This window comes from Kitasatospora sp. NPDC050543 (genome assembly GCF_044457565.1).
Classification (GTDB): Bacteria; Actinomycetota; Actinomycetes; order Streptomycetales; family Streptomycetaceae; genus Kitasatospora.
The window spans coordinates 68,937-83,237 of sequence record NZ_JBITGZ010000016.1; the positions used below are offsets into that span (position 1 = coordinate 68,937).

The following is a 14,301-nucleotide window of genomic DNA, read 5'->3' on the forward strand; positions in this document are numbered from 1 at the left end:
GCGTTTCCAACAGGTGAGATCTTGGCGACTCCCCGGTGCCGGCCCTGAGCCGCGATCAGTCCAGCGCCCCCGCCATCCGCGCCACCTCCCGGCCCAGCAGCACCGACGGATCCTCCCCGCCCGGCGCCCAGCGCTGCCAGGTACGGGCCCGCAGATAGCCCGCCACGGCCAGCGGCAGCTCCTCCCGCACCACCCGCCCGGCCACCCGCAGCGCCTCCCCGCACTCCTCGCCCTGCCTGCCCTGCTCGCCCGCCGCCTCCGGCGCGCGGCACGCCAGGCCCGCCACCCGCTCCAGCAACTCCGCCACCCCGGCCGCACCGGGCAGCGCCAAGCCCTCCAGATACCGCGTCAGCTCCTCCAGGCCCGCCCGCAGCTCCCCGCCGGCCGGCTCACCGCCCACAGGCCGCGCGGCGACGGGCGCGCCCGTAACAGGCTCAGCGCCTACGGGCTCAGCGGAGACCGGCGCACCCGCCACCGGCAGCCCCGCGCCCCCCGCCCCGCCGGCCCCCGGCCCCGGCACCAACAGCGCACCCACGCCGTACAGACCCGCCACCACCCCCGGCCACCAGGACCCCGCCACCCCCGTGAAATGCAGCACCAGCCCGACCGCGCCCCCCACACAGCCCGCCAGATTGCGCCCCGACTCCAAGTACCCCAACACCCGGCTACTGATAGCCACGGATCTCCTCGAACGCACCGTCCAGCGACCCCGTCCCGTCGAACAGCTTCCCGCCCGTCACCTCCGCGATCCCCTGCAACTGCCCCTTCGCCGCATCCCCGAACAAGATCGGGAACACCGGCACCGCCCGCTGCGAAGCCGGCAACCCCTGATAGAACGCCTTGAAGTCGGCATCCGACGCGCCCTCGTTGCTCTCCCCGTCCGTCATCAGCACGATCGAGGTGAACCGGTCATCCTTCGCCGCCGACTCCTGACGCTCCACCACCCGATACGCCTCCTCCAACGAGCTGTACACCGCCGTACCGCCATCCGCCGCCAACCCCCGCACATCCGCGTCGATCGCCGCCAACTCCGCCCGCGAACCCCCCGCCGGCACCACATGCGTCCGCGTCGACTTCACCACCGAAGCGAAGGAGATCAGCGTCACCTCCTCCCGATCCCGGAACCGGCGCACCCCCCGGGTGTCGTCCACCCCCGTCAACCGGCCCATCGCCCCCTTCAGCGACGCCAACCGGTCACCCCTCATCGAACCCGAGGTGTCCAGCACATACACCGTCCGCGACGGCCGCCGCAGCTCGTTCTGGTACGACGCGAGCAACCCGTCCGCCACCGCCCGACTCCCCGGGAACGGCAACTCCCGCCGCCGATCCGCCGGCAACCCCGCCGCCGCGGCCACCCCCGCCCCCACCGGCCGCCGCAGCGTCGACTCCGAGATCCGCCGCTGCACATCCTCCCGCAACAGATACGACGTCAACCGCTCGAACGAATCCCGCTCCCGCTGACCCGACGACGCCAACAACGCCAACGGATAGTCCGCCGACACCACCCCGTCCGCCGGCCGCACCACCGTCAACTGCGCATCCGCCGGCAACGTCCGGTTCAACGACAACAACACCGACTCGTAGTTCACCAGCGCTCCCACCCGCCCCGGCTCCGCCCGCGCATACGCCTGCGCCAACCACCCCGACGAACCCGAAGTGAGCTTCTGACCCGCGAAGAACCGCTTCAACGACGGCTGCGCCCTCTGCACATCCGCATCCGTCAACGCCGAATTCGCCCCCGAGAACGCCGACGCCACCGCCACCAACGTCGAGAAGCCCGAGTTCGACCGCGACGGATCCGCCATCCCGTACGCCAGCCGGCCCGTCGAAGCCGCATCCGCGACCTGCGCCCACGTCACCTTCGAACCATCGCCCCAGCCCAGATCCGCCAGCACCGAGGAACGCACCCCCACCGCCACCGGCGACACCATCACCGGAGTCTCCGAGAGCAGCTTCGCCTTCCCGCCCTCATCAAGGCGCAGATAGTGATCGGACGGGAACCACACCGCGTCGTACCGGCCGTCCGCCCGCCCCGCCGCCACCGCGTCCGCACCGTCCAGCGAACCCGTCCACTCGAACTGGACGGTGATCCCCGTCGCCTTCCTCGCCTCCTCCAACACCGGTGCCATGTCCTGAAGTTCACTACCGGCCAACACCCGCAGCACCCCCGGCTGCGCCGTCGTCGACACCACGCCCGTGGGCCTGGGCACCGGCGCGGGGGAGGAGGTGCACCCCGCCACCAGCAACGCCAGCCCCGCGACCAGCACCCGCCCACCCGTACCCGAGAGCCGTCCCATCACAGCCACCCCCTCACCGGCCCTTGGCCGCATCGATCAGCCTGGTCAGCACCGCGACCGCAGGCACCGGTGCCTGCTGCAGACCCGCCGCTGACAGGTCCGGCGCGAACCGCGGCCCCGGCTTCTCCGTCAGCCCCGCACCGAACGCCGCCGGGTCACCCTGCGGGCGGAAGCCGTACCGGACCTCCAGCGAACGCAGCCTCGGACTGTCACGCAGCAACTCCGCCAGCCGGCGGCCGCCGTCCGTCAGCCCGACCATCGTGTGATCACTCGACACGGTCGTGTCCGGGTACAGCACCACCAGATCACCCGTCGAACGCCCCTGCGCCGCCAGCGCCGCCACCTGCGACTCGTACACCAGCACCAGCGGATTGCCCACCCCCGACAGGAAGTCCTTGAACGGCCCGTCGCTGCTGGTCTTCTGGTCACCCTGGAGCGCCGTCAACTGCCGCAGCGCGTCCTTCACCCTCGCCACCCCGGCGTCGTCCGCCACCACCCTGCGGTCGTTCAGCAGGTAGGACACCGCCGCCAGATGCAGCGCCCCCGACGAAGACGTCTCCGGATCGGTGGTCGTCAGGTACAGCGAACCCGCCAACTCGGCATGGGCATCGGCCCCCTTCAGGCTCTGCCAGGTCCGATCCGCCCGCACGGCCGCCAGGTACTGCTCCATCCGCAGCGTCCACACCCCGGAGGACGACTTCTCCGCCAGGCCGTTGTCCTTCAGCACGCCCGCGATCCCCGCGTGGGCGACCACCACCAGCGGCGAGTAGAACGGGCGCACCGGCTCGCTCTTGATGCCGAGCTGCGAACGGATCTCCTCGGCCGGCGACAGGCTCGCCGGGAACGCGAAGTCGTAGCCGTCCAGCTTGGTACCGGCCATCAACCACGAACCGGTGGTCACCGCGTCCACCCTCAGGCCCTGCGCCCCGAGCTCGGCGACCACCTCCGGATCGGCGAAGAACTCCCGCTTCTCGGAGCCGATCACGCCCTTGACCACCGTGAGCTCCGGCGGATCACCGACCTGCCCGCGCACCACCGCGAACACCACCCCGCCCAGCAGCACCAGCGCGCCGAGCACCCCTAACAGCCGTCTCACCGACGCCCCCTTCCCCCACCACGCCCGGGGGATTCCCCCGGACCCAGAGCGTCCCGCCGACCCCGGAGCGGGGGCGTACGGGAGGGTGAACCGGGGGTGAACAGGCCTTCACGGAATGGCATCGAACACTCGTTGCAGCGCCACGCCTGCACCCGCCCGATGGGCGTGATCAGGCCAATCCGGACGTCGTGAAGATCTTGAGGTGGTCTTCCTGGGAATCAATCAAGCCAAGCTGTGAAGTTGCTGATTGACAGATCATCAGAAGTGAAGAAAGAGTGCACGTGATCATGGGTGGCGCCCTTCATGCCATCCGGGGGGAATGAGATGGGGGCTTCCACAGTCATGTCTGCGTCCGGTCGTGGCACCTCACCGGTATCCGGTACAACAGCCTCGGGCCGCCCGGCCCCGCCCGGCCCGCGCAACGCGCGACAGCGCCTGCCGCGAGTCGTCGGCACGCTCGGGATAGCACTGGCCCTGCTCCTGCCGGCAGCCCAGAGCAGCCAGCCCGCCCGGGCCGCCGCACCCAAGGCCGGCCACATCGACACGGCCCCTGACGCACTCACCGCCACCACGGCGGCCCGCTCCCAGCAGAGCCGCGTCGAGGTCGCAGACGCCCACACCGCGACCACACAGACCTTTGCCAACCCTGACGGCACCTTCACCGCCGAATCCTCCGGCCGGCCCCGGTGGACCAGGCGAGCCGGCGTGTGGACCCCGCTCGACGCCACCCTGCGCCGCACCTCCGACGGGACGTACGCGCCGGTGGCCACCTCCTCCGCCGTCGAGTTCTCCGGCGGTGGTTCGGGCCCTCTCGCGACACTGAACGTGGAGGGCGGCCAGCAGCTCCAGCTCCTCTGGCCGGACAAGCTCCCGACGCCGACCGCCACCGGCGCGAGCCTGACCTACCCCGACGTCCTCCCCAGCGGTGTCGACCTTAGGGTCACCGCCACGACGACCGGCGGAGTCGACGAGGTCCTCATCGTCAAGAACGCCCGGGCGGCAGCCGATCCAGGGCTCTCGGCCCTCAGGCTGGTCACCCGTACCAGTGCCGGGCTGACCCTCAAGGCGGAGGACGGCGACGGCCTCGCCGTCAAGGACTCCCAGGGCCGTGCCGTGTTCAGTTCGCCGCCTGCCCGGATGTGGGACTCCTCCGCTCCCGTGCCCGCAGTGGCGAAGAGCCCCAGGGCCGGCTCCGCCGAACAGCAGGGCGCGGACATCGAGGCGCGGCAGCCCCCCAGGTCGGGCCCCGACGGCCCGGGAATCGGGGCCCGCGAGGCCAAGGTCACCACCAGCGTGCAGGACGGTGCGATCGGCATAGGCCCCGACCAGGAGCTGCTGAAGTCGCCGGACATCACCTACCCGTTGTACATCGACCCGTCCTGGGCCTCCGGCAGCACCGGCGCGTTCACCGAGGTCAAGCAGGAGTACCCGAACGTGAGGTACTTCAACGCCGCCCCCGGCACCGGCCTGGGCGTCGGCTTCCAGGGCTGGAGCCAGCCGTCCGGAATCCACCGCTCGTTCTTCCGGATCACCGTCCCGCCCGGCCTGGTCGGCAAGCACGTCCTCGGTGCCGGACTGACCGCCACCGAGACCTTCGCGGCGGCATGCGGGCCCAACACCGTCCTGGCCCGCGAGTCCCAGTCGATCGCCGCGACGACCAGCTGGAACTCTCAGCCGGCCCTGGCTCAGGAAGGCGCCTCCGCAAGCTTCAACGGGCCCTGTAGCACGAGCGGCAGCGGCCCGTCGACCGCCGAGTTCGACGTAGCCAAGCCGATCGCCCGGGCCGTCGCCGACAACCGGCCGGACGTCACCTTCGCCCTGCTGGCGAACAACGAGTCCAACAGGCTCAACTTCGTCCGCTTCGCCTCCGACCCGGTGCTGTCGGTGTCCTACGAGGACGCCGCACAGGCACCGGCCACCCCCCTGGTGGCCTCCGCCGAGTACCCCGCCGACGACCAGCCGCACGGTGGCGTCGGCAAGGCCGGCACCTTCACCCTCAAGCCCGGTGGCACCGAGCAGATCGCCAAGTACAGCTACCAACTGGACACCGACGCAAAGCCGACCGAGGTGGCGGCGGCCGGCCAGACGAGCGTCACTCTCACGCCGACCTCGGCCGGCCGCCGCACCCTGACCGTCCGCGCCGTCGACACCGCCGGCAACGCCTCCACCCCGGCCGTGTACAGCTTCGTCGTCGACGCCTTCGCCTCCGGAGACCCGCACGACCTCTTCTACGACGCCGCCGGCCAGCTGATCGGCGTCTCACAGCCGAACGGCGAGAGCGCCCGCTACGAATACGACGCGGCCGGCAACACGCTGTCCACCAGGAACTACCCGTCCTCGGCGCTGTCCGTCCTCGCCACCGTGCCCAACCAGGCCCCGGCCGGAGCCAAGGTCGAAATCAGCGGCACGGCCTTCGCCACCGACCCCGCCGCGAACAAGGTGACCTTCACCGGCACCGCCACCCCCGCGCAGGTCGTCACCGCCGACCGCAACCGGCTGACCGTCGTCGTCCCGGACGGTGCCGCCGACGGCCCCGTCACCGTCACGGTCGGCAGCGACAGCGCCACCACCACCGAGAAGTTCAGGATCGGCGCCGCCCGCCCCGCACCCGTGCTGAGCGGCTTCAGCCCGGCCGTCGGCGCGTCCGACACCACCGTCACCATCACGGGCACCGGATTCGACCCCGACCCGGCGCGAAACTCCGTGTGGTTCCACCGCACCCTCGCCAGGGTCGTCACGGCGACGCCCACCAGCCTCACCGTCGTCGTCCCGGGCGCCGTCTCCTCCGGCCGGATCACCGTCCGCACCCCCGGCGGCACCGCCGCCGGGGCCACCGACTTCGTCGTCCCGCCGACCGGCATCACAGCGGCGGACCTCCTCGACGGCGGTGTGCTCCCCGTCGACGGCAACCCCGTCACCTCGACCGTCGCGCCCGGCAAGGCCCTGGTGCTGCGCTTCGAGGGCAAGGCCGGTGACAAGCTCGGCCTCGGCCTGTCCGCCAACACCATCAGCACCAAGTCCGCCCTGCGGATCCTCGACCCGTTCGGCCGGCCCTTCGCCGCCGAGATGTACGACGCCGCGTCGACCCTCGACGCCAGGGCCGGACTCAACCTCCCGCTGCCGGCGCTCACCACCAGCGGCGTCCACCAACTGCTCATCGACCCCGACGGCACCGGCAGCGGAGCGATCACCGCGGCCCTCTCCAAGAACGTCACCGGTAGCACCGGGACGACCGAACCCGGCTTCCAGTTCAACCTGGCCAAGCCCGGCCAGTTCATGGAGCTCACCTTCGAGGGCGAGAAGGAGAGCTGGTACAACCTGGGATTCACCGACCCGACCTCCGCAGTGCAGTACAAGTCGGTCTCGGTGACCCTGTACGAGCCCGGCGGCGCCAAGTTCGGCACCTGGCGCAGCTTCAGCCTGAACAGCTACGCCAGGGTCAAGACCTTCACCCCCGGCACCTACCGCCTGGTGGTGGGCTTCACCGACGCCAGCGTCGGCGGCGCCAAACTGTGGCTCTCCAAGGAACTCGACGCCGGGGCCGTCTCCCCTGACGGCGCGAGCGCCAAGGTCACCCTGACGCGGCCGGGCCAGCAGGCCCGGCTCGGCCTCGACGCCACCGAGGGCCAGCAGCTCGGACTCGGCTACACCGACCTCGACCTCAAGGCCGGCGGCCGGCTGTACCTTCCCGGCGTCTCCCTCATACGGCCCGACCGCACCCAGAACAACCTGTTCGGCACCGGCGAGGGCGCCGACCTGCCGAAGATCGCGGTCACCGGCCACCACGACCTGATCGTCGGCGGCGGCTCCGCCACCGGCTCGGTCACCCTCTGGCTCTCCACCGATGTCTCCGCTGGCGCTCTGGCGGTCGGCGAGGACAAGCCGGTCACCATCACCCGCGCGTCCCAGAACGCCCGCCTGACGTTCCAGGGCACCGCCGGTCAGCGGCTCAGCATCGGCCGCCAGGCCAAGAGCTACACCGGCGCCGTCTCCTTCACCGTCTACGGCCCCGACGGCAGGCAGCTCGCGAGCGGCTCCAGCGGCAATCTCGATCTGCCGGCCCTTGCGACCACCGGCGGCTACGAGATCGTCGCCAGCCCGAACAGCTCCGCCCTGGGGGACTACACCGTCCAGCTGTCCCAGGTGGTCGACGCCGGTACGGTGGCAGCCGACGGCCCGGCCGTCACCGTCACCGTCCCGCGGGCGGCGCAGAACGCGAGCGTGCGCTTCGCCGGGACTGCCGGACAGCGGCTCAGCCTCGGCTTCACCGGCGCCACCACCGGCTTCCGCTCGCACGTCGTACGCGTCTACAAGCCCGACGGCGGCCGGCTCGGTGAGGTCTTCTTCCCGAACGCCAACGACAGCATCGCCCTTCCGCCGCTCCCCGTCGACGGCACCTACGAGGTTGCGGTCGACCCGGACGCCGGGTCGACCGGCTCGGTCACCCTCACACTGTCCACGACGGCCGACGCCGGCACCGTCGCCATCGGCGGCCCCGGCGCCACCGTCGCGATCGGCCGGGCCGGCCAGGACGGCATGGTCTCCTTCACCGGAGCCGTCGGGGACGCCCTGCAGATCAATCTCACCGGTACCACCTTCGTCAGCACCGGCTTCAAGCTCAGCGTCATCAAGCCGGACGGCAGCGCCCTGGCGGACGGGGTCTCGCGCTTCGACGAGAGCCCTTACAAGCTCGCCACCACCCTGCCCGCGGCCGGTACCTACCGGGTGATCGTCGACCCCAGGGCCGCGGCCACCGGCTCCACCACCGTCGCCGTCAACCGGGTCGGCCCCCCGCCGGCCGCCAAGGCGGCTGCCGACCCGTCGGCCGTCGAGAACACGGCCGCCCCGGCCGCCGCACCGCGAACCACGGCCGACACCACCGCGGCCCAGTGCGGCCCCGAAACCAGCACAGCGGCCGAGCAGACCGCAACCGCCCGCCCCGTGATCGCGACCAGCCGCAAGAAGGCCCCCGCTCCCGGCGAGCCCGCGCCGGGCTGGGCCGCCTGCGGATTCCCACGCGAGGCCCCCGGCCAGGCGGCTAAGCCCGCCGAAACCGTCTGGAAGCCGAACGCCGACAACCTCGCCGGCAAGGGCTGGTACACCGACTACGGCACCGCACCCGACCCCTCCTACGGCCCTGACGCACCGAAGGGCACCACGGCCGTCTCCGGCCAGATCCTGACGGTGGCGGGCGCCCCGCTGGCCAACGTCACGGTGGCCGTCGGCAAGGCCACCGCCAGGACCGACGGCCAGGGCCGCTTCCTGGTCTCCGGCACCGACGCCGGCCACCGGGTCCTGCGCGTCGACGGCCGAACCGCCGGCACCGGCGACCGCACCTACGGGGTCTTCGACATCGGAGTGGACGTTCCGGCGGGCCGGACCCTCCGGGTGCCCAACACGGTGTTCCTGCCCCAGACCGACACCTCCACCACCGTCCACCTCGCCTCCCCGACCACCGAGCCGACCGTCCTGAGGACCCCGGCCATCCCGGGGCTCGAACTGCGCATCCCGGCCGGCGCGGTGGTCCGCGACAGCGACGGCAAGCTCGCCACCGACCTGTCCATCACCCCGATCCCGATCGACCGCACGCCGTTCCCGCTGCCGCCCACCCAGGTGCCGATCTACTTCACCGTCCAGCCCGGCAGCGGCTACCTCTTCCCCGACGGCGCGCAGATCGTCTACCCGAACTACACCCGCGAGGCCCCCGGCACGCGGATGATCTTCTGGAACTACGACCCCGACGGCCAGGGCTGGCACATCTACGGCAAGGGCACCGTCACACCCGACGGCTCCCAGGTCGTGCCCGACGCCGACGTCAAGGTCTACCGCTTCACCGGCGCCATGACCGCGGTCCCCGGCTACAACCCGCCGCCTGTCGCGCCCCGCCCGGGCCCGCGCGTCGGCGACCCGGTCGACCCGGCCACCGGCCTGCTCGTGGACGAGAACACCGACCTCGCCCTCGACGACGTCACGCCGCTGCAGTTGAAGCGCACCTACCAGCAGGGCGACCAGGACTCCCGCGCCTTCGGCGTCGGGATGAGCTTCAACTTCGGCCAGTTCCCGTGGTCCACCGGCAACATCGGCGGCTACCGCTACCTTGAGGTCGACGTCGTCCAGCCGGACGGCAGCCGGATCCACTTCCGGCGCATCACCCCCGGCGAGAAGACGTACGAGGACGCGTTGTTCCTCGCCGACCCGACGCCCACCGAGTTCTCCGGCGCCACCATGGGCTGGAACGGCAACGGCTGGGACGTCAAACTCCGCAACGGCACCACCTACGTGCTCGGCACCGAGGCCCCGCTGCAGGCGATCCGCGACAAGTTCGGCAACACCACCACCATCACCCGCGCCCCGGCCCCGCCCGACTCGGACGGCCACGTCCGCGCCCGCGGCCCGGTCACCCAGGTGACCTCGCCCAACGGCAAGTGGATCAAGTTCAGCTACGACAACGCCAAGCCGCCGCGGATCGTCAAGGCCGAGGACAACCTCGGACGGACCGTCGGCTACACCTACACCGCCGACGGCCACCTGGAGACGGTCACCAACCCGGCGGGCGGCGTCACCAAGTACACATACGAGTCCGGCCGGATGAAGACCATCACGGACCCGCGCGGCACCACCTACCTCACCAACGGCTACGACGGCCTCGGCCGGGTCGCCCAGCAGACCGCCGCGGACGGCGGAATCACCAAGTTCGACTACGTCACCGGCACCGACGGCAAGATCGTCGAAACCCGGATGACCGACCCGCGCGGCAACGTCCAGCGCTTCACCTTCAACGCCCAGGGCATGACCACCGCTCACACCAGCGCCCTCGGCACGGACGTCGAGCGGACCACCCGCACCGAGTACGACCAGAGCGGCGGCCGCCCCGCAGTCACCATCGACGCCCTGGGCCGCCGCACCGAGCTGGAGTACGACGACCGCGGCCAGGTCATCCGCACCACCGTGCTGGCCGGCACACCCGACGCCCGCACCGTGCGGGTCGAGCGGGGCGGCCCGTACGGCGAGGTCACCGCCCGCACCAACGCGTACGGCAAGGTCTCCAAGGCCGAGTACGACACCCGCGGCGCGATCCTGACCAGCACCGACGAGCTGGGCAAGAAGACCTCGTACACCACCGACGACACCGGCCAGGTCACCACCGTGACCGACCCGACCGGCCGCAAGACCACCTACGGCTACGAGTTCGGCGACCCGGTCACCGTCACCGACCCGCTCGGCCGGGTCCGGCGCAGCCTCTTCGACACCGCAGGGCGCCAGGTCGAATCCATCGACCCGCTCGGCAGCTCCAGCACCACCCGCTACGACGTCCTCGGCCAGGCCGGCGCCGTCACCGACCCGCTCGGCCGGACCAGCACCTTCGAGTACGACCCCAACGGCAACACCACCAAGGTCATCGACCCGCGCGGCGGCAACACCGTCTTCGGCTTCGACGCCATGGACCACGCCACCACCGTCACCGACCCGCTCGGCCGAATCGCCAAGCAGGACTACGACCGCAACGGCAACCCGATCCGGACCACCGCCCGCAGCGGCCAGGTCACCACCGTCGACTACGACGCCCTCGACCGCCCGGTCAAGACCCGCTACGGCGTCTCGGGCGCCGCCGACCAGGGCAGCGTCACCCTCACCTACGACGCCGGCGACCGGCTCGTACACACCGACGACTCCGTCAACGGCGGGACCACCGCCAAGTTCGACCCGTTGGACCGCCTCACCGAGGAGACCAGCGCCCAGGGCACCATCGGCTACGCCTACGGCACCGCCGTACGCTCGCGCCAGACCCTGGTCGGCGGACAGCCCGTCGTCGAGTACCTCGCCGACGACACCGGCACCCTCGTCTCCGTCAAGAAGAGCGGCACCGAGGCCGCCACCGTCGTCCACGACGACGCCGGACGGACCACCCGCGCCGGCGCACCCGGCGACGGCGTCCACCAGGACTACGACTACGACGCCGCAGGTCAACTCGCCTCCGTCAGCTACCGCAAGGGCGCCACCGACCTCGGCAACCTCACCTACAGCTACAACGCCGACGGCATGCCGATCCGGATCGGCGGCAGCTACGCCCGCACGGCGATCCCCGGCAGCTCGGCACCGTCCGGCTACGACGCCGCCAACCAGCTGAAGTCCGTCGGCGCCAACACCGTCAGCTACGACCCGGACGGCCACCTCACCAACGACGGCACCCAGAGCTACACCTGGAACGCCCGCGGCCAGCTCGCCTCGGTGAGCGGCCCGGGCACCTCGGCGACCTTCAGCTACGACGCCCAGGGCCGGCGCACCGCACGCACCGTCGGCGGTGTCACCACCAGCTACCTCAACGACGGCGCCAACCCGCTCCAGGAGAAGGTCAACGGCACCGTCACCACCACCGTGGACGCCGGCGTCGACAGCCTCCTGCTGCGCGAGAGCGGCGGCGTCACCACCCGCTACCTCACCGACCCGCAGGGCAGCACCGTCGCCCTCGCCGACGAGGCCGGCAACGTCACCGCCCGCTACCTGTACGACCCGTACGGGAAGACCGCCGTCAGCGGCGACGACAAGGGCAACACGCGCCGCTACGCCGGCCGCGAGGACGACGGCACCGGCCTCTACTACAACCGCGCCCGCTACTACAGCCCCGGCCTCCAACGCTTCATCAGCGAGGACCCGACCGGCTTCAACGGCGGCATCAACCTCCACGCCTACGCCCGTAACAGCCCCACCACCCTGACCGACCCGAGCGGCAACAAGCCCGCGTCGGCAGAGCACGCCGGCGAGGACGAAGGCAACGTCTGGACGGCGGACCTGTCCGTTCTGACGGGCAAGACCGCCGCGGCGCGCAACCGAGCCATCGACGCCGTGATCAGCGAGGATCTGGCGGATCTCAGGTTCACCCACCAGCCTCGATACAGCCCCTGGGTCAACACGGGAATGGCGATGCCCAACGAGGGGACCCAGATCGGGGTGAAGCGCTTCTCGAGCAGGAATGACCTTCGTAATACCCTGGTGCACGAAGAGCTCCACCACCGGTGGTTCGCGCGGAACGTCGAGGGCAAGCACCACCCGCGTGACGGCTCGGGCCACTCGGCCAAGTTCTACGGGACCGTGGACCGCTACATGCGAATGCGAGGCTGGTTGTGACCGCCCAGTCCGTGGAGTTCCCCCTGGTGTGCCAGGTCTGTGGCACACCAGGGGTGGCCTGGAAGGGCCAGACGCTGCGACGAGGGGAACTCCGATGGGAGGTTGACTTCCAGTGCGAGAACTGCGGTCTCACCAGCTGTGACTGGGACACCGGTGAGGCCCCGACGCACATCCGCGAGGCCCTGCTCTCGGCGTACGGTCCCGCCTGGCTCCGGGTGGAGGAGGCAAGGGACAGGGTCAAGGCCCTTCAGGTACTGCGCCGCACCTTCGGATGGTCCCTGGAACACGCCCGACAGGCGCTCGCAGGCCTGGCCTCGCCCGGATACGAGTGCACCGATGTCGAGGCGGAGTTCCTCCGGCTGGAGCTGAAGGAACTCGGCGTCCTCGCGGCCGTCGTGAAGTAACCCTGAGACCGGGTGCGCGGGAGGCTCTGCCGACCGCCACCCGGACCCGGCGGTACGAGGTGCGAAGCGTGCCCTCCCGCCGGAAGCTGCGACGGGGCGAGAATCGGTCGTCGGGGCCCGGGGACAGTCGCCGACATGCCGAGTAGGACGAGCCAACTGAGACGGGGCAGGTGCAGATGAACACGCGCAGGCTACGAGTTCCCCGGCGGCCGGTACTTGTAGGTCTTCTCGGCGCCGTAGCAGCGGCCTGCGGACCGGAGCAGGCACCCACGACGCCGACGCGTGATCCGCAGCCGGCACCGCCCGGTGCTGTGCCCGCCGTCGTCCACCAGCCCGGTGTTGTCACCGCGCCGCCGGCGGCGAGTGAGGTCACGGCCTACCGCGTCACCGCTGAGCACCGGGCGGGGCTGGCGGAGCTGCTGCGGCGGCTGGGCGCCGTGGCCGCTGCGGCGGAGGCGGCCGACAGCGTCACCGTGTCGGTCGGGGCGTCGCTGTTCGACGAGCGGTTCGGCCTGGCCGGACAGCGGCCACGCGGGCTCACAGCCATGCCCGCGTTCCCCAGCGACGTACTGGACCCGGCCTGGTGTCACGGCGACCTGACCGTACAGGTCTGCGCGGCCACCCCCGAGCGGACGGCCGACCTCAGCGGACGGGTGGCCCAGACGCCTGGGCTGGAGCCCCTCTGGCGCATGCCCGGATTCAGGGAGGGCAACGAGCTGGGCCGGGGCGGGCGGGCCTTCGCGACCAACCTGTTCGGCTTCCGCGAGGGCGCCGGCAACCTGGAGGCCGAGGACACCGCGCTGATGGACCGCCAGGTCTGGGTGCAGCCCGGCGCCGAAGAGCCCGCCTGGACGGCCGGGGGCAGCTACCAGGTGATCCGCCTGATCAGGTTCGCGATGCCGCTCTGGGACGCCGACGCCGTACCGAAGCAGGAGGCGGTGTTCGGCCGGCACAAGGACAGCTCCGCGCCGCTCGGCCACAGCCGGGAGACCGACACCCCCGACTACGCGGGCGACCCGACCGGGCAGATCATCTCCCTCGACTCTCACATCCGCCGGGCCAACCCCCGCACCGGCGAGTCGGATGCCAACCGCATCCTGCGGCGCAGCTACTCCTACCGGCTGGAGCGCGACGCCGGCGGCCGGGAGAACGCAGGACTGCTCTTCATGTGCTTCCAGCGCGACATCGAGCGCGGGTTCGACACCGTGCAGCGCAGGCTCCAGGGCGAGGCACTGGAGAAGTACGTCCTGCCGTTCGGCGGCGGCTACTACTTCACGCTCCCCGGCGTGGCCGCCGGTGGCGGGGACCACCTCGGACGCGGGCTGCTGGAGGCGTAGGGCGGCCCGCCGGCCGCCGGTTCACCTGAACGAAGGACACC

Annotated in this window: 6 protein-coding genes; 3 read left to right on the forward strand and 3 right to left on the reverse strand. The window is 71.5% G+C overall.

From position 1 onward, the window contains the following. Positions 1-55: 55 nt before the first annotated feature. The 3 genes from ACIBH3_RS20700 to ACIBH3_RS20710 are packed head-to-tail and all read right to left on the reverse strand — an operon-like array spanning position 56 to position 3,393. A complete protein-coding gene (locus ACIBH3_RS20700) occupies positions 56-679 on the reverse strand; it encodes a hypothetical protein (protein WP_396313479.1) in 624 nt (207 codons plus the stop codon). Continuing rightward, positions 666-2,297 (reverse strand): VWA domain-containing protein, encoded by a 1,632-nt coding sequence (locus ACIBH3_RS20705; RefSeq protein WP_396313480.1) that lies wholly within the window; start codon positions 2,295-2,297, stop codon positions 666-668. The genes ACIBH3_RS20700 and ACIBH3_RS20705 overlap by 14 nt, the downstream gene beginning before the upstream one ends. Before the next feature lie 13 nt (positions 2,298-2,310). Next, the gene (locus tag ACIBH3_RS20710; protein ID WP_396313481.1) at positions 2,311-3,393 is read right to left on the reverse strand and encodes a hypothetical protein; all 1,083 of its coding nucleotides are present in this window, start codon (positions 3,391-3,393) and stop codon (positions 2,311-2,313) included. 342 nt (positions 3,394-3,735) lie between these two features. On the opposite strand from ACIBH3_RS20710, the gene ACIBH3_RS20715 reads away from it, so the two are divergent. The 3 genes from ACIBH3_RS20715 (at position 3,736) to ACIBH3_RS20725 (ending at position 14,260) form a co-directional block, all read left to right on the forward strand. Further along, the gene (locus tag ACIBH3_RS20715) at positions 3,736-12,519 is read left to right on the forward strand and encodes an RHS repeat-associated core domain-containing protein (protein WP_396313482.1); all 8,784 of its coding nucleotides are present in this window, start codon (positions 3,736-3,738) and stop codon (positions 12,517-12,519) included. Next, positions 12,516-12,923, forward strand: coding sequence for a hypothetical protein (locus tag ACIBH3_RS20720; protein WP_396313483.1), 408 nt, complete (start codon positions 12,516-12,518; stop codon positions 12,921-12,923). The genes ACIBH3_RS20715 and ACIBH3_RS20720 overlap by 4 nt, the downstream gene beginning before the upstream one ends. A gap of 311 nt (positions 12,924-13,234) precedes the next feature. After that, positions 13,235-14,260 (forward strand): Dyp-type peroxidase, encoded by a 1,026-nt coding sequence (locus ACIBH3_RS20725; protein ID WP_396313484.1) that lies wholly within the window; start codon positions 13,235-13,237, stop codon positions 14,258-14,260. The last annotated feature ends 41 nt before the right edge of the window (positions 14,261-14,301 follow it).